Origin of the sequence: Pseudomonas sp. NMS19W (genome assembly GCF_051554255.1) — a bacterium.
In the GTDB taxonomy this organism is placed as follows: domain Bacteria; phylum Pseudomonadota; class Gammaproteobacteria; order Pseudomonadales; family Pseudomonadaceae; genus Aquipseudomonas; species Aquipseudomonas kribbensis.
In genome coordinates, this window is the sequence record NZ_CP136718.1 from 3,360,323 (window position 1) to 3,377,304 (window position 16,982).

At 59.6% G+C, this 16,982-nt stretch carries 12 protein-coding genes; 5 read left to right on the top strand and 7 right to left on the bottom strand.

Annotation, left to right across the window (positions count from 1 at the left end):
* Positions 1–5: 5 nt before the first annotated feature.
* The gene (locus tag R1A29_RS15210; protein ID WP_438298775.1) at positions 6–224 is read left to right on the top strand and encodes a DUF2970 domain-containing protein; all 219 of its coding nucleotides are present in this window, start codon (positions 6–8) and stop codon (positions 222–224) included.
* A gap of 6 nt (positions 225–230) precedes the next feature.
* Here R1A29_RS15210 and R1A29_RS15215 read toward each other — a convergent pair whose 3' ends face one another.
* Entirely contained in the window at positions 231–1,304 is a 1,074-nt protein-coding gene (locus tag R1A29_RS15215; RefSeq protein ID WP_438298776.1) for an ABC transporter substrate-binding protein, read from the bottom strand.
* A 525-nt stretch (positions 1,305–1,829) separates the two neighbouring features.
* Between R1A29_RS15215 and R1A29_RS15220 the strand changes: the two genes are divergently transcribed.
* Complete coding sequence (locus tag R1A29_RS15220; RefSeq protein ID WP_114883458.1) at positions 1,830–3,488, top strand: nitrite/sulfite reductase; 1,659 nt, start codon at positions 1,830–1,832, stop codon at positions 3,486–3,488.
* Positions 3,472–3,966 carry a DUF934 domain-containing protein gene (locus R1A29_RS15225; protein WP_085730747.1) on the top strand — a complete coding sequence of 165 codons (495 nt, stop codon included), beginning with the start codon at positions 3,472–3,474 and terminating at the stop codon, positions 3,964–3,966. Before R1A29_RS15220 ends, R1A29_RS15225 begins: the two co-directional genes overlap by 17 nt.
* A gap of 20 nt (positions 3,967–3,986) precedes the next feature.
* On the opposite strand, the gene R1A29_RS15230 is transcribed toward R1A29_RS15225, so the two are convergent.
* Positions 3,987–8,858, bottom strand: a complete 4,872-nt coding sequence (locus R1A29_RS15230; protein ID WP_438298777.1) for an NEL-type E3 ubiquitin ligase domain-containing protein — start codon at positions 8,856–8,858, stop codon at positions 3,987–3,989.
* A gap of 191 nt (positions 8,859–9,049) precedes the next feature.
* On the bottom strand, positions 9,050–10,072 hold the full coding sequence (sohB, locus tag R1A29_RS15235; protein WP_438298778.1) for a protease SohB: 1,023 nt from the start codon (positions 10,070–10,072) through the stop codon (positions 9,050–9,052).
* A gap of 206 nt (positions 10,073–10,278) precedes the next feature.
* Here sohB and R1A29_RS15240 point away from each other — a divergent pair, with 206 nt between their 5' ends.
* Both R1A29_RS15240 and R1A29_RS15245 read left to right on the top strand, forming a co-directional pair.
* A complete protein-coding gene (locus R1A29_RS15240) occupies positions 10,279–10,989 on the top strand; it encodes a histidine phosphatase family protein (protein ID WP_438298779.1) in 711 nt (236 codons plus the stop codon).
* Positions 10,990–11,037: 48 nt separating this feature from the next.
* On the top strand, positions 11,038–11,355 hold the full coding sequence (locus tag R1A29_RS15245) for an SCP2 sterol-binding domain-containing protein (protein WP_438298780.1): 318 nt from the start codon (positions 11,038–11,040) through the stop codon (positions 11,353–11,355).
* Positions 11,356–11,407: 52 nt separating this feature from the next.
* On the opposite strand, the gene R1A29_RS15250 is transcribed toward R1A29_RS15245, so the two are convergent.
* From R1A29_RS15250 to R1A29_RS15265, 4 genes are read right to left on the bottom strand one after another with little or no spacing between them, the layout of a single operon-like run.
* A complete protein-coding gene (locus tag R1A29_RS15250) occupies positions 11,408–12,991 on the bottom strand; it encodes an ABC transporter ATP-binding protein (RefSeq protein ID WP_438298781.1) in 1,584 nt (527 codons plus the stop codon).
* A 1-nt stretch (position 12,992) separates the two neighbouring features.
* Positions 12,993–14,015 (bottom strand): ABC transporter permease, encoded by a 1,023-nt coding sequence (locus R1A29_RS15255; protein WP_438298782.1) that lies wholly within the window; start codon positions 14,013–14,015, stop codon positions 12,993–12,995.
* A complete protein-coding gene (locus R1A29_RS15260; protein WP_438298783.1) occupies positions 14,015–15,079 on the bottom strand; it encodes a microcin C ABC transporter permease YejB in 1,065 nt (354 codons plus the stop codon). Before R1A29_RS15260 ends, R1A29_RS15255 begins: the two co-directional genes overlap by 1 nt.
* The gene (locus R1A29_RS15265) at positions 15,066–16,916 is read right to left on the bottom strand and encodes an extracellular solute-binding protein (protein WP_438298784.1); all 1,851 of its coding nucleotides are present in this window, start codon (positions 16,914–16,916) and stop codon (positions 15,066–15,068) included. Before R1A29_RS15265 ends, R1A29_RS15260 begins: the two co-directional genes overlap by 14 nt.
* Positions 16,917–16,982: the final 66 nt, after the last annotated feature.

Sequence of the window (16,982 nt, forward strand, 5' to 3'; positions counted from 1 at the left end):
GATTTATGGACGATCCAGTCGACAACAAGCCACCGACCTTCTGGCAGATGCTGCACAGCGTCATGGCAGCGGCGTTCGGCGTGCAGAGCGGCAAGAACCGGGCAAGGGACTTCACCCATGGCAAGCCCAGCTATTTCATCTTCCTGGGCATTGCGTTCACAGCGGTGTTCGCCCTGACGCTGTTTGGCATCGTGCAACTGGTGGTGCATCTGGCGGGCGCCTGAACAGCCTCAGTGCATCAGGGTCTGCAGGTTGAACGGATAGCGGTACGAAGCCGGGCGGCCCTTCGCCGACATCTTGTGAAAGTGCACGCCGTAATCCGGCGACGTGCCCATGGCCAGCATTCGGCGGGCATGATCCTTGTCGATCAATTGCAGCAAGGGAATCTGCCGGTCGCGGCCGCCGTACTGGCTCAGGTCGACGCCCTGTGCATGGTCGTGCACCTCCACCAGCGCCCAGCCTCCCAGGGTGAAATGACCGCCGAGCAATGCGCTCAAGCGTCCGTCGATCATGGCCTGCAGCGCCGCAGGCGAGGTATTGACCGCGCTGAACAGCACGTCTTTGCCCGGCACTTTCCCGATCTCTGAAACCGCTCGCATCGCACCGAAGGCCATTTCGTCGTTGGCCGCCCATACCAATGACACCTTGGGGTAACGAACCAATAACTGCCGGGCCTGCTCGTAAGCGCGCTGCTGTGTCCAGCCGCCGTAGACCAGTTGCCGCAAACGGACTTCAGGATGTTCGGCCAGCGCCCGCTGCATGCCCTGCTCGCGCAACTGCGACGACGGTGTGATCTTCAGGCCGGAGAACGCCAGCAACTCGATGCTGGCGCCGGGAGACACCGGTGGATGCAGGCGGATCAACTCCTTCATCAACAGGTAACCGCCCTCCTCGTCATTGGGCACGAGGCTGCCGATGCGGTCGGCCCGGTCCCCGACCAATGCCTGCTGGTTGGGAGTCAGGGCAGCATTGACGATAAACAGCTTCACCCCGCTCTGGTTGGCCATGCGCAGGATCTGCGGCGCGATGTATTGCTCGTTGGCAAACATCAGATAATCGGGGCGATCAGGGCCCTGCAACGCCACCCGGGCCTGGGCCAGGGTCATTTCGGGCTGGCGCTGGGAATAGAGGATTCGCAGATCGATGCCCAGGTCTCGCGCGGCAGCCTGCATGAATTGCGAGTAGCTGACCCAAAACGCTTCGTCGGTGGCGCCCGGATTCAGAAACAGCACAGACTCTGCCCGCGCGCCGGCTCCAAAGGCCAGGCCCAGCACAAGCAGACTGATGTGGAGAAACTTGAACATGAAACATCCGGGCCCGGGGAAAAATGGCCGCGCATTATAGCCATTCAATCGCCGGCCATTAGCGCCTGATCCCGCTTTTTGTCCGACAATCGTCGGAAGCGGGCCCGGAGGGGTCGTTTTACTGATGACTGACCCAGAACACCGCTGTGCCCACGACCAGAATGATCAGGAACAGAATGGCCCACGCATCGACACTGCTATCGCTTTTCCTTGCCTTGGTTGGATTGCTCATTGCATCGCCTCTTGTCGGTTTTATCGGTGATTGCAGAAAGACTCGACCACAGTTAAGACGATGATTGTCCGCACGACAAATGTGGGTTAGTTGACACCCGTTCTCGTTAGGCGATTTGGTTCTTTACATATACTCAAACATCACTTTTGCGCATAACTGCAAACGGGTATATTGCCCCGGCTCCATTAGGGAGTGCGCGGCCGTGCGCGCGTAATTGCCGAGGCACCATCGGACTCCAGCAAGCGAAAACGCAGCGTTTTCCGAGTAGCCCAAAGCCTGAGAACAGGACTTATATGTACGTATACGACGAGTACGATCAGCGGATCATCGAGGACCGCGTCAAGCAGTTCCGTGATCAGACCCGACGCTATCTGGCAGGTGAGCTGAGCGAAGAAGAATTCCGCCCCCTGCGCCTGCAAAATGGCCTGTACATCCAGCGTTTCGCGCCGATGTTGCGGGTGGCGGTGCCTTACGGCCAACTGACTTCGCGTCAGATGCGCATGATGGCCAAGATTGCCCGCGACTACGACAAGGGCTACGCCCACATCAGTACTCGCCAGAACGTGCAGTTCAACTGGCCGGCGGTCGAAGACATCCCGGACATCCTCGCCGAGCTGGCCACCGTGCAGATGCACGCGATCCAGACCAGCGGCAACTGCCTGCGCAACGTCACCACCGACCAGTTCGCCGGTGTTGCGTTCGATGAGCTAATTGACCCGCGTCCTTGGTGCGAAATCGTTCGTCAGTGGACGACCTTCCACCCGGAATTCGCTTACTTGCCGCGTAAATTCAAGATCGCCGTCAACGGTTCGACCTCCGACCGTGCGGCCATCGAAGTCCACGACATCGGTCTCGAGCCGGTGCACAACGCCGCGGGCGAACTCGGTTTCCGCGTGCTGGTTGGCGGTGGTCTGGGCCGTACTCCGGTGGTTGGCGCGTTCATCAACGAGTTCCTGCCGTGGCAGGACCTGTTGAGCTACCTCGACGCCATTCTGCGGGTCTACAACCGCTATGGCCGTCGTGACAACAAATACAAGGCGCGGATCAAGATCCTCGTCAAGGCGCTGACTCCAGAAGTCTTCGCCCAAAAAGTCGATGCCGAGATGGAACACCTGCGCGGCGGCCAGACCACGCTGACCGAAGCCGAAGTGCATCGCGTCGCCAAACACTTCGTCGACCCGGACTACAAGGCGCTGGAAAACCAGACCGCCGAACTGGCCGCCCTCGACAAGGAACACCCGGGCTTCGCCCGCTGGCGCACCCGCAACACCCTGGCGCACAAGAAGCCGGGTTATGTAGCCGTGACCTTGTCCCTGAAGCCGACCGGTGTTGCACCGGGCGACATCACCGACAAACAGCTCGACGCCGTCGCCGACCTGGCGGACCGCTACAGCTACGGTCAACTGCGCACCTCCCACGAGCAGAACATCATTCTAGCCGACGTCGAGCAGAGCCAGTTGTTCACCCTGTGGGGCGAGTTGCGTGAAGGCGGTTTCGCCACGCCGAACATCGGCCTGCTGACCGACATCATCTGCTGCCCTGGCGGTGATTTCTGCTCCCTGGCCAACGCCAAGTCGATCCCGATCGCCGAATCGATCCAGCGCCGTTTCGATGACCTGGACTACCTGTTCGACATCGGTGAACTGGACCTGAACATCTCCGGCTGCATGAACGCCTGCGGTCACCACCACGTCGGCCACATCGGTATCCTCGGTGTGGACAAGAAAGGTGAAGAGTTCTACCAGGTCTCCCTCGGTGGCAGCGCCAGCCGTGATGCCAGCCTGGGCAAGATCCTCGGCCCGTCGTTCGCTCAGGACGACATGCCGGATGTGATCTCCAAGCTGATCGACGTGTACGTGGAACAGCGCACCGAAGACGAGCGCTTCATCGACACCTACCAGCGTATTGGCATCGACCTCTTCAAGGAACGCGTCTATGCAGCGAATCATTAAGAACAACGAGGTCGTCGACGAAACCTGGCACCTGCTGCCCAAGGATTTCAACATCGACGAGATCAGCAACTGCGACGACCTGATCGTCCCGTTGCAGCTGTGGCGTGAACACGCCCGCATGCTCAAGGCCCGCGATGGCGGCCTGGGTGTGTGGCTGGACGCCGACGAAGAAGCCGAGGAAATCGGCGACGACGTGGATCAGTTCCAGGTCATCGCCCTGAACTTCCCGGCGTTCACCGATGGCCGCAACTACTCCAACGCTCGCCTGCTGCGTGACCGTTACGGTTTCAAAGGCGAACTGCGGGCGATTGGCGACGTGCTGCGCGATCAGTTGTTCTACATGCGCCGCTGCGGTTTCGATGCCTTCGCCCTGCGCGCAGACAAAGACCCGTACGACGCCCTTGAAAGCCTCAAGGACTTCTCGGTGACCTATCAGGCCGCCACTGACGAACCGCTACCGCTGTTCCGTCGTCGTTGAGAGAATGCCCCGCACCCTCATCACGGGTTCGGGGCATTTCCTTGTACGCTCTCCTGCTGCTGTTCTGGCATCCCCGTCGACTGCCTCGTGTCAGGGTGCCGAGCCAACGCCTCGTTGGTCAGCCTTCTCAGCACGTCAGTATTTTCATTTCTCAGATTCTCCAGAATCACCGTCACCTGCCGTGAAGCCGCTTGCCGGGACAATTCGTTGCGCCTTTCCAGTTGCGCCAGTGACGCTGCGCAGCGCTCCAGAGCGGCCGAAAACTCCCCCTCATGGGTTGCCCTCAAGTACTCGGACCAGAACTCCTGATTGCTCATCGACACTGACAATTGAGTCGTCTGCTCAAGCCTCTGCACTTCCCGGTACACATGCTCGATCTGCGCATCAGTAACCTCGACATCGAGCCGTGTGTTCAACGCATCGGGCTGGGCAGGCAGTTCCAGACGTTGCGCCAGTCGTACGCGATAAAGCAGGCTGAGTTCCAGCATCTGCTCGCGGGTGAACGGACCTGATCGGGCTCGTCGGGCGGCGTCCATCGATGCTTGTCTTTCGACTTCCCGCAATCGAAACCGCCCCCGCAACAGTTGAACCAATCGCCCTTCCACCGACCCGCCCGGTGATTGATCCGCCACTGCCTGGTCGCACAGGGCTCTGACTTCAAGATCATTGAACACCTCGGCGGCATTGGCGATGCTCACCCTGCCCGCCCAGGCCATGCGAAAAAGCGTGCGACGCAGCCTGTCACTTTCACATGCCGCCTCCAGCAAACTCCAGACTCGTTGAGACAGCTCACCCAGCGAATGTGAATAATCGGCGGTACCACGCAACGCCTTCAGAACGTCGAAAAAGCTCCTGGATTGTGGATCAGCGGACAACGCCGACCACACCTCCTTGACCCGCGACACCCTCACAGCGGGCAAACCGATCACCCAGCCCGAGGCTGTACCATCGGCGACGGAGTGCTGCGCAGTGGCGTAATCAGGCGTGATCACGCCCAGGTTGATACCTTGAGACTGCTGATAGGTCGCAATCGCCTGAAGACTCGCCTCCGATAACGGATTGCTATCGATCTGGGTGCCTGTATTCAACGCTTCAGGTGCATCGAATACAGACCGAGGTATTTCGACGATCCGGTTGTCGCGCAGGTCGAGGGTTTGCAGAGCCGTCAGCCCCTCCATCTCGCCCGGCCACTCGCTGATGCCGGTTTCACGCAAACCCAGGTGACGCAATCTGCGCAGTGTACCGACCCGTGGCGGGCGCCCCAGCGTCGGGTTGAAACTCAGGTCCAGTGACTGCAAATGCTCCAGGGGTGCCAGGGTGCTCATCGCCTGCTCAATCAACCGAATCCGGTTGTCACTCAAATCCAGCACCGTCAGTCCGGGCATTGCTTCAATGGCCCGGGGAATGCGCGTCAGTTCATTGCCGGTCAGACTCAACACGCGTAATCCCGGGAAATTGTGCAGGAAACTGTTCAGCCCGGAACCGGCGCCAACGGCATTCATGTGCAACGCATCGACATGGCTGAAGTCACCGATCAAGACCGGCAAGTCCCCCAGAGGAATGCCATCAAGCGTCAAAGGATGCTGGAAGTATCCGGTGTTTGAAGCAACGGCAGACTCCCTGCGCCAGGCGCGCAATATCGCTTGCGTTGCCCGCGCCTTGTTGTGCGCGGGCACCTGACGCCTGGGACCGTCTCCCGCCTGATAATAAGTCGTGCGATGGGTCCAATGCTCCAGCGCTTGAACCATAGCGTGGTATTGCTCCCGCATGTGATCCAGCGCTCTGATGGCCAACACGTCATCGCTGTCGAGGGACAACAGAAACCGATCGATTTGAGCGGACGAAAATGACGGATACAGCTCACGTGCGCGTTGCACCAGAACAGCTGACCGGCGCCCGACAGTCTCCGTGCCGCCGGTCAGAGGGACAGAGCGTTCGACTGGCCGATCCGCAAGCCCCATCGGTGAACGGTAACGCCTGTCAGGCGCTGCAATGCCCAGCAGCCCACGGATTTGCTCGCGTCGCTGCAGCGCCAGTGACGTGATCTTCTGGCGCAATCCCTGACCTCCCGTTTCGGGCCCGAGCGCCTGGCGACTGTGAATCGGCAGGCTTTCCCAGAGCACCCGGAAGAAATCCGTGCGGGTGCGCGTCAGTGAGCTTGATACCAGGTTTTCTTCAGTATCCAGCCCCGTATACCGGTCGGCGTAGGCTTCGATAATGACCTTGTACCGGGCATCTGGCGGGCCGATGCTGGCCCTTTCCCCGTTACTTGCTGCCCAGTCGCGAATCTCGATATGCACATCGCCCGGCCAGCCCGGAAGATGACTCAAGGTATCGAGAATCAGCCCGTCCACGTCCCGACCGCAGGCAGCGTCGAGGTACAAACCTTCAAAGGCACGATTCAGACGCAGAATCCCTTGATAGCGTCGCGCTTCTTCGGCCAGGCGCAACGGCACCTTGCCCGCCGCCAGTTGTTGCCATTCACTGTCGTTGGCATGCAGCACCAGCTCATCGGCGACACTCGCCGGCAGGCCCGCAAAAGCGGCCCGGACCTGTTCGGCCTTCGGCTGTTCGATAGTGTCCGTTCGGCGGTACAGACGGTCCGTCAAGGCGATCCGCTGAAAGGTGGCGAGTTCGCCCAGGTGCTCGGCCAGCAATGTGCCTTGCAGGTCCGGGTCTTCGGTCGCCTCCCCCAGCAGATGCAAGCGTTCGCGCTCGCCAAGTGCAGCCAGCAACGGCGAATAGAACTCTGCTTTTCGAAGCGCCTCCTGTTTTACCGTGACAGATCGAGAGGCATTGAGATCCCCATACCGTGCGACCTCGATATCCTGAGCGTCAGTGACAACAATCGCCAGGTCCTGCGGCCAGTGCCCCGCTGAGGTCAGCAAATACAACTGCAGATCGGCGTCTGCCTGTTGCGCAGACAAAGGTGACGCGACCGAAGCCATGAAATGCCCGGCCTCGGTGTCGGCCTGAAAGCGGCGCACAGTGTCCGTCAGTATCGCCATGGGTCTGCTGCGGCTGATAATCGCCTGCCGCATCGCCGATTCGTCGACGTTGCTGGCAGCGAGAATCTGCAGGGCTCGGGCATCCGGTATCGCCTCTTCGCGATACCCCGTACGACGAAACAGCGTGAGCAAGCTCCAGTCCTGCGGTGTTTCACCGTGATGACGCCAGGCGCCGACCCCGTTGGTCTCAAGTGGGGGCCGGTAACGCGCCGATGCCTGCAGATTGCCGATTTCCCACAGCCCGCTGCCTGGCACAGGTTGCACCGTATAGACGTGGCTGCCCAATTTCAGTAACCGGTGGTGGTCGTGCAAGATCAGGCCTCGCTCATCGGCCGGAAGTCGATCAAGCAGGCTCTCGGGCATGCGCAATGCCGACACATCGGGATTCCAGAGCCTTCGGGACATCCAGCCAATCGGTACCTGCCTCAGTCCCTGTACGAAACTTGACGTCCGGACACTTCGATAGGCTCTGCCTGCGACTGCGCTGCCTGCCGAAAAGGCCGCCATGACTATCAGGTTTTCAAGGGTGTCGAACAGGTAATCCGTCGCGCTCTCCTGATCGCCATGCGCCCAGCTGTCGATGCCCTCGTAAACCTCATTGAGCAGCTGCAGGCCGGCCACGGCACACATGACCTCTCCAAGAACCGGCACAAAGGAGGCCAGGAACAACAATGTATTGACGCCGATGGACTCATAGGTCTCGAGCCTTTGCTGACGTGTTTTTTCATCTTCATCGTCCGTGGACACGACCAGCACTCTGGCGTCGGCCCGGACCTGTTCGGCCCGATGTTCGAAGAGGGCAAGAAAGAGCTCCGTTTTCGCTTTACCTTCCGGGTACGCGACCGTAAGCGGCAAATACGGGGTATCGAAAGGAAGATGGAGCGGCCCGACATTCAGCAGTCGCACATCGATGCCCCTGAGAAATGACGGACGATCCCGCAGCGTGACGAAGCGCATGAAAAAACTTCGGAAACCGGCGTCTTTCAAGCGCTTGCTCAAGCTGATCTCAAAGTCGAGAAAGGATGCGTACTCTTTCAACGGGTGATCAGGGTCCTCCGGTATGTAAACGACGCAACGATCAACGTCGCCTGCGGACACCATGATCGAACCGATAAACATAGGTCCTCTCAGCGTGACGCCAAGTATTTCAATATCCTGATATTCAAGTGCATTCTCGCCAGGCTGCGAAACTGCAACCGATTTGAGTCTTTGATAAACACTGACACTGATATGCCTGCGTAAATATGCAATATGCCGATCGACTTCAAATCGATCACGAAAACAGGCAACGGAGGCATCAAGCAAAGTTGCAGGTCGTGCGCCATCGCCAAACAATGTCTCTATATGTTTCCGGTACTGTTTCCCAAGATCGAGATCCCGACACAAGATGGCGAACTCGTGAGGCCTGATTGCCAGCACGCGACTCGTTTTCCCCGTTACCTGCTCCGGAATGTAGAGCAGCGAAAACTCGTGGTAATTGCCGGGCAGCGTTTCGGACAGCTCGAAGTTCTCGCAGGCTGCGGTCAACAGATCCCGGCCGACAGGCAATGTCAGTTTCTTGCGCAAGCCCAATAGGCTCGACGTAGAACGCACATGCTGAAACACCGCGCCTGCGACTTCGAATGGTTCGCCCAGCCTGTCTGACATGGCTTTGGCAAGTAACGGCGCACAAAAGCGTTCGGGGGATTTCAGTGCCTGTAACTGTTCGAGAAGAATCTGTCGAGACTGAAAGCTGGATTTCAGACTGTTATAGAGAACATTCCGACCATCGACTGGTGCATTGAGCAGCCAGGAGGGTATCTGTTGTTTGAGTAAATCAAAGAAAACGCCTTGTTCGGCCGGCGTCATTTCAGGCATTGCTTCAAGACGGTTTTCGACATCCATGTTCGACACCCCTGATCTGAATAGGAACACTCAGACTAAGGTGCAGCCACACTCGAAAACAGCACGAATAACTGATGCTTTCAGATTCAATCAAACAACAATGCAAGACAATGAAATAGATATATAGGACAGGTGTGCGTATCAAGGTTGATATACGCCCGCACGGCATAGCCGCACGAGCGTAAAACCCGTTACCAGAAACGTTGCTGGGTCAAACGGCTCCACCAGCTCAGCAACAGACGGTCCACCGAACCGCTGGCCGCCATGCCGATGCGCTCCTGCAGGCTTTTGCGCTCGGCGTAGTGCAGGTGATAGACCTCGGATTTTTTCGCCCGCTCCGCCAGGTATTCGTCGCTGGTCTTGAGTTCGTCCACCAGCTGTTTTTCCAGCGCCGCGAGGCCAAGCCAGACTTCACCGGTGGCGACTTCGTCGATCGCCAGCTGCGGGCGATATCGGGCGACGAAGTTCTTGAACAACTGATGGGTAATGTCCAGGTCTTCCTGGAATTTCTCCCGGCCCTTCTCGGTGTTTTCGCCGAACACGGTCAGGGTGCGTTTGTATTCGCCGGCGGTCAGCACTTCGAAGTCGATATCATGCTTTTTCAGCAGACGATTAACGTTGGGCAACTGCGCGACAACGCCGATGGAGCCGAGAATCGCGAACGGCGCGCTGATGATCTTCTCGCCGATGCACGCCATCATGTAGCCGCCGCTGGCCGCCACCTTGTCGATGCACACGGTCAATGGCACGCCGGCTTCACGGATACGTGCCAGTTGCGACGACGCCAGACCGTAGCTGTGCACCATGCCGCCACCGCTTTCCAGACGCAGGACGACTTCGTCCTTCGGTGTGGCCAGGGTCAGCAAGGCAGTGATTTCGTGGCGCAGGCTCTCGGTAGCGGAGGCCTTGATGTCGCCGTCGAAATCCAGGACGAACACCCGGGGTTTGCTTTCGGGGTGCTTCTTCTGTTTTTTCTCGGATTTGGCCTCGCCCTTGCGCAACGCCTTGAGCTGATCCTTGTCGAGCAGGCTTTGCTCCAGGCGTTCACGCAAGCCTTTATAGAAATCGTTGAGCTTGCTGACCTGCAGCTGGCCCGCGGCTTTGCGCCGGCCCTTGCTGCGCAACGCAGCGAAACTGGCCAGCACCACCAGAATGGCGATGACCAGTGTGACGGTTTTGGCCAGGAAGCTGGCGTATTCAGTCAAAAACTCCACAGTGACTCCTTCAAACGATGCGCCGTTGAAAAACGCGCGCGGGGATGACTCCAGCATACCCATGCACCGCCTCGTCGGCCAGCCGTGAAACCTCTGGAAACAGCCCTGTAACGGGCATTTCAAACAAGCGTATGTTTTTTCATTGACAGCTCTCCATCATCCCCATAACCTCGCGATAACCTTCAACGTACCGGGATGACGCGGACGTGGGCAGTATCTACTTGATTCGACATGGCCAGGCCTCCTTCGGTGCAGACGACTATGACGTCCTGTCGCCGACGGGTGTGCGCCAGGCAGAGATCCTCGGCCGCCACCTCGCCGAACTCGGCGTCAGCTTCGACCGTTGCCTGTCAGGCGATCTGCGCCGCCAGCAGCACACGGCCAACAGCGCACTGGAACAGTTCGCCGCTGCCGGTCTGCCGGTTCCTGCTCTGGAAATCGACCCGGCCTTCAACGAGTTCGACGCCGACGCCGTGATCCGCGCCCTGCTCCCGGCCATGCTGCCCGAAGAGCCCGAAGCACTGGACATCTTGCGCAACGCCGCACAGAACCGTGGCGAGTTCCAGCGCATCTTTGCCCTGATCATCGAACGCTGGCTGGCCGGCACCTACGACACGCCCGGTCTGGAAAGCTGGCTGGGGTTCGTCGAACGAGTCCAGGCCGGGTTGAACCGCATTCTCGATCAGGCTGACAACACCCAGAAAATCGCGGTGTTCACCTCTGGTGGCACCATCACCGCCCTGCTCCACCTGATCACGCAAATGCCTGCCCGACAGGCCTTTGAACTGAACTGGCAAATCGTCAACACCTCGCTCAACCAGCTGAAGTTCCGCGGTCGCGAGGTGGCTCTGGCTTCCTTCAACAGCCATGCACACCTGCAACTGCTGAAGGCCCCGGAACTCATCACTTTCCGCTGAGTCCGGATTACTGTGACCCTGCTGCAATCAACCAAAAAGGATCGAACCATGACCTCCGTAGCTGATGCCGTAAAAGCAATGCAAGCCAAGTTCAACCCAGCCGCTGCTGTCGGCCTGGATCTGGTCTTCGGTTTCAACATCACTGACGAAGACAAGCACTACGCTCTGATCGTCAAAGACGGCACTTGCGACATCCAGGAAGGCGAAAACGCCGACGCCAACTGCACACTGGTGCTGGACAGCGAAACCCTGAAAGGCATCGTCAGCGGCGAAACCGACGGCATGCAGGCCTTCATGGGCGGCAAGCTGCGCGTTGAAGGCGACATGATGCTGTCGATGAAACTGTCCGAGCTTTTCCCGGCGTAAGTCGGCAGCCAGACTGCGAACAAATCCCGCCCCTATGGCGGGATTTGTCGTTTCAGGCGCTTAAACCGGCAAACGACGCTGCCAACAACTCCTGTGTATACGGATGCCGCGCCGAGCCGAACAGCGCGTCTGTTTCCCCTCGCTCTACCACTTCGCCGTCCTTCATCACGATCAGATCGTGTGCCAGCGCGCGCACCACCGCCAGATCATGGCTGATGAACAGATACGTCAGACCGTGTTCCTCCTGTAACCGGCGCAACAGCGCGACAATCTGTTTCTGTACGGTGCGATCCAGTGCCGAAGTGGGTTCGTCCAGCAGGATCAAATCCGGCTTGAGCACCAGCGCCCGGGCGATGGCGATGCGTTGCCGCTGCCCGCCGGAAAACTCGTGGGGATAGCGATGACGTGTCGCCGGGTCGAGTCCCACATCCCGCATAACATCGATCACGGCCTGCTCGCGTTCCTGCGCGTTCAAGTCACTGTGAACCTGCAAACCCTCGGCGATGATCTGCTCCACGCACAAGCGCGGACTGAGACTGCCGAACGGGTCCTGAAACACCACTTGCAGGCGCTTGCGCAGCGGCCTCAGTTGTTTGCCACTCAACTGTTCCAGCGCTTCACCCTCGAAGCGGATACTGCCCTCGGCATCGATCAGACGCAGGATCGCCTGCCCGAGGGTGGATTTTCCCGAACCGGATTCACCGACGATTCCCAGGGTCCGGCCACGTTGCAGGCTCAGGTCAATGCCGTTGACCGCGTGCAGCCAGGACTTGCGGCGCAGCCAGCCACCGCTGAGTCGAAAGCGCACATTGAGATCGCGCACTTGCAGCAGATCCTCCGTACCGACCCTGTGCAGCGCCACGCCGCCAGGCTCGGCATTGAGCAGTTCGATGCTGTAGGGATGCTGCGGCGCCCGGAATAACTGCTCGCAAGTCGCTTGTTCGACGATCTTGCCGGCGCGCATCACCGCCACCCGCTGGGCGATGGTGCGCACCAGATTCAAGTCATGGCTGATGATCAGCAACGCCATCCCTAGACGTTGTTGCAACTCTTTGAGTAACAGCAGGATTTTGCGCTGCACGGTAACGTCGAAGGCGGTGGTCGGTTCATCAGCGATCAATAACTGAGGCTCACACGCCAGCGCCATGGCGATCATCACCCGTTGCCGTTGCCCGCCGGAAAGCTGATGGGGGTAAGCCTTCAAGCGTTCGCGGGGGTGTTGAATGCCCACCAGCTCCAGCAACTCCAGAATCCGTTCCCGCGCCGCAGCCCCGGCCAGGCCTTTGTGCAGCGCCAGACTTTCGCCCAGTTGCCGCTCGATGCTATGCAACGGGTTCAGCGAACTCATCGGCTCCTGAAAGATCATCGCGATACGGTTGCCGCGCAATTGCCGCAGATAACGCTCATGCACGCCGAGCAACTCTTCGCCCTCATAGCGAATGCTGCCATCGATTCGCGTGATGTTCGGGTCGAGCAGTTGCAGGATGCTGTGGGCCGTCACCGACTTGCCGGAACCGGACTCGCCCACCAGCGCCAGGCATTCGCCCGGGCGGATGTCGAGGTCGATGCCGTGGACCACTTCCTGGCCTTTGAAGGCGACCCGAAGGTCGCGTATTTCAATCAAATGTTCACGCATATCAAGTCCTCGGGTCGAAGGCATCACGGCAGGCTTCGCCGATGAAGACGAGCAATGAAAGAATCAGAGCCAGTGCAAAAAATGCCGTCAGGCCCAGCCACGGCGCTTGCAGATTGGTCTTGCCCTGACCGATCAACTCCCCCAGCGAAGCGCTGCCCGCCGGCATGCCGAAGCCGAGAAAATCCAGTGCCGACAAGGTCGCAATCGCCCCGGTAAGAATGAACGGCAGGTACGTCAGCGTCGCACTCATTGCATTGGGCAGGATGTGCCGAACAATCACTTGCGCATCGCCGACACCCAGCGCCCGCGCGGCTTTCACGTACTCAAGCCCACGGCTGCGCAGGAACTCGGCACGCACCACGTCAACCAGGCTCAGCCAGGAAAACAGCGCCATGATCCCCAACAGCCACCAGAAATTCGGTTCGACGAACCCGGACAGAATGATCAGCAGATACAGCACCGGCAGCCCCGACCAGACCTCCAGCAAACGCTGCCCGAACAGATCGACCCAACCGCCGTAATAACCCTGTAAGGCGCCGGCGGCGATACCGATAAGCGCACTGGTGGCGGTCAGTGCCAAGGCAAACAGCAGCGACACCCGGGTGCCGAAAATCACCCGCGCCAGTACATCCCGCGCCTGATCATCGGTACCCAGCCAGTTGTCGCCGGAGGGCGGGCTCGGTGCGGGTTCCGTGAGGTCGTAGTTGACCGTGTCGAAACCGAACGGGATCGGCGCAAACCACATTCGCCCGCCCTGCCCCTCGATCAGTTCACGCACCTGGGCGCTGCGATAGTCAGGCTGGAACGGCAGCTCGCCGCCGAAGTCCTGCTCGGTGTAACGCTTGAAGGCCGGAAAGAACCATTCACCTTTAAACGTCACCAGCAAAGGTTTGTCGTTGGCGATCAGTTCACCTCCAAGGCTCAATCCGAAGAGTGCGAGAAACAGCCACAATGACCACCAGCCGCGACGATGAGTCTTGAACCGCGCCCAGCGGCGCTGCCCGATGGGAGAAAGTGTCAGCATCAGGCAGCCCTCGCCGTAAAGTCGATACGCGGATCGACCAGCGTGTAGCACAGGTCGCCCAGCAGTTTTATCAAGAGCCCGAACAGGGTGAAGATGAACAGCGAACCGAACACCACCGGGTAATCCCGCGACACCGCCGCTTCGTAGCTCAGGCGTCCGAGGCCGTCGAGGGAGAAGATCACCTCGATCAGCAACGAACCGCCGAAGAACACCGTCACCAGAGCCTGGGGCAACCCGGCGACCACCAGCAGCATCGCATTGCGAAACACATGCCCGTACAACACCTGCCGCTCGCTCAGTCCCTTGGCCCGGGCCGTGACCACATACAGTCGCGAGATTTCGTTGAGAAAACTGTTCTTGGTCAGGATCGTCAGCGTCGCGAAACCACCGATCACCAGCGCGCTGATCGGCAACACCAGATGCCAGAAGTAATCGGCCACCTTGCCCCATGGCGTCAGCTCGGCGAAGTTATCCGAAACCAGACCCCGCACCGGAAACCAGTCCAGCGCGGTACCACCGGCAAAGACCACGATCAACAGCAGCGCAAACAGAAACCCCGGCATCGCATAACCGATGATGATCGCCGCGCTGCTCCAGACATCGAACGCCGATCCGTTGTGCACGGCCTTGCGGATGCCCAGCGGGATCGACACCAGGTAGGTGATCAGCGTCGCCCACAGCCCCAACGACAAGGTCACCGGGAGTTTCTGCCAGATCAGTTCAGTGACCGTCGCGCCACGGAAGAAGCTCTTGCCGAAATCCAGTTGCGCGTAGCTCTTGAGCATCAGCCACAGGCGCTCGCTGGCGGGTTTGTCGAAACCGTACTGGCGCTCGATATCGGCCACCAGTTTCGGGTCCAGACCACGGGTCGCGCGGGACTCGCCGCCAATGGTTTCGACATGGCTGGCACCCACCGCTCCGCCGACGCCGATCCCCTGCAATCGGGCGATGGCCTGCTCCACCGGTCCACCGGGCGCGGCCTGCACGATCACGAAATTCACCAGCAGAATCGCCAACAGGGTCGGCACGATCAGCAGCAGACGCCGCAGGCTATAACCCCACATGGGCGAACTCCTTTTGCTGTTTTTGTACCTGTGTGGCGGTCAATGCCGTAGGGCTGATTTCCCACCAGGTGTCGAGACCGGCGTCATACAGCGGCGCAATCGCCGGCCGGCCAAAACGGTTCCACCACACCGTGGAAATGCCCGGCGGGTAATAGTTGGGAATCCAGTAATAGCCCCACTGCAGCACCCGATCCAGGGCACGAGCATGGCGCAAGAGGCTTTCACGACTGTCGGCCTGTACCACGCCTTCGAGCAACGCATCCACCGCCGGATCACGCAGCACCATGTAATTGTTGGAGCCCGGATCATCGGCGCCGTCGGAGCCGAAGTAATTGAACATTTCACGGCCCGGCGCCTGGCTCACCGGATAACCGACGACGATCATGTCGTAATCGCGACTGCGCACCCGGTTGGTGTATTGCGCGGTGTCGACCTGACGGATATCGAAGCCGATGCCGATCTGCGCCAGATTGCGTTTGAACGGCAGCAGCAGGCGCTCGAAGCCTTTCTGGCCGTTGAGAAAAGTGAATTGCAGCGGCTCGCCGGCAGCGTTGACCAGTTGATCGCCCCGGGGTTTCCAGCCGGCGGCCGCCAGCAGTTTCAACGCCTGCAACTGTTGCGCGCGAATGTTGCCGCTGCCGTCGGTGCGCGGCGCTTCGAACACTTGGTTGAACACCTCATCGGGGATCTTGCCGCGCCAGGGCTCGAGGATTTTCAGTTCTTCGGCGTCCGGCAACTCAGTGGCCGACAGCGCGCTATGGGAAAAGTAACTGCGTTGGCGCAGGTACATGCTGCGCATCATCTGCCGGTTGCTCCATTCGAAATCCCAGAGCATGGCAATCGCCTGCCGCACCCGGCGATCCTGAAACATCGGCTTCTGCAGGTTGAACACGAAACCCTGGGCACCTTGAGCCGCGCCGGGTGCGAGGTGTTCACGCAACAACTTGCCCTGCTCCAGCGCTGCGCCGGCATAACCGATGGTGTAACTGGTGGCGGAGAATTCGCGGTTGTAATCGAAGCCGCCGGCCTTGAGCACTTGTCGCGACACGTCGGTGTCGGCGAAGAACTCCACACTCAACTGATCGAAGTTGTAGAGCCCACGAGTGACCGGCAGATCCTTGCCCCACCAGTCCTTGACCCGTTGAAATTTCACACTGCGACCGGCATCCACTGCGCTCACCCGATAAGGACCGCTGCCGGGCGGAATCTCAAAACCGGCGCCTTCGGCAAAGTCCCGGGTACGCCACCAGTGCTCAGGTAAAACAGGCAGCACTGCCAGATCCAGCGGCAAGGTGCGGCTGTCGTTGTTCTTGAAGACGAAGCGCACCTGAGTTGGCGACTCGACCTGCACCTCGGCGACATCGCGAAACTGCTGCCGGTACTTAAGGCTGCCCTGAGTGGTGAACAGCTCGAAGGTGTAGCGCACGTCCTCGGCGGTGATCGGCGTACCGTCTTCAAAACGCGCTTGCGGATTGAGATAGAAACGTACCCAGCGTCGATCCGCATCCAGCTCCATCCGCTGCGCCACCAGACCGTAGACGCTGTAAGGCTCGTCCTTGCTGCGATAAGCCAGCGGCGCATAAAGCCAGCCGTCGATTTCGGCGACGCCGGTGCCTTTGTCGATGTAGGGAATCAGGTGATCGAACGGACCGCTTTCCAGCGAAGAACGCCGCAGGCTGCCGCCCTTGGGCGCATCCGGATTGGCGTAGGCCAGGTGCTGGAAGTCCGGGGCGTACTTCGGGGCTTCGCCGTAGACCGTGAGGGCATGCTGAGGCTGCGCAAATATCGTCGGGCTCAGCAGAAGACACACGCCCAGCAAAGTGAGTCTGGAAAACATGGGCAGATCCTTTAACCGCGTGCCTGCCTGATTGTGTTGTGCAACAGGCGGGCACTTTTTATAGGG

Coding starts and splice junctions, on each gene's coding strand:
- R1A29_RS15215 (WP_438298776.1), bottom strand. CDS start 1,304: ATGTTCAAGTTTCTCCACATCAGTCTGCTTGTGCTGGGCCTGGCCTTT.
- R1A29_RS15255 (WP_438298782.1), bottom strand. CDS start 14,015: ATGCTGACACTTTCTCCCATCGGGCAGCGCCGCTGGGCGCGGTTCAAG.
- R1A29_RS15210 (WP_438298775.1), top strand. CDS start 6: ATGGACGATCCAGTCGACAACAAGCCACCGACCTTCTGGCAGATGCTG.
- R1A29_RS15225 (WP_085730747.1), top strand. CDS start 3,472: ATGCAGCGAATCATTAAGAACAACGAGGTCGTCGACGAAACCTGGCAC.
- R1A29_RS15245 (WP_438298780.1), top strand. CDS start 11,038: ATGACCTCCGTAGCTGATGCCGTAAAAGCAATGCAAGCCAAGTTCAAC.
- R1A29_RS15260 (WP_438298783.1), bottom strand. CDS start 15,079: ATGTGGGGTTATAGCCTGCGGCGTCTGCTGCTGATCGTGCCGACCCTG.
- R1A29_RS15220 (WP_114883458.1), top strand. CDS start 1,830: ATGTACGTATACGACGAGTACGATCAGCGGATCATCGAGGACCGCGTC.
- R1A29_RS15230 (WP_438298777.1), bottom strand. CDS start 8,858: ATGGATGTCGAAAACCGTCTTGAAGCAATGCCTGAAATGACGCCGGCC.
- R1A29_RS15265 (WP_438298784.1), bottom strand. CDS start 16,916: ATGTTTTCCAGACTCACTTTGCTGGGCGTGTGTCTTCTGCTGAGCCCG.
- R1A29_RS15250 (WP_438298781.1), bottom strand. CDS start 12,991: ATGCGTGAACATTTGATTGAAATACGCGACCTTCGGGTCGCCTTCAAA.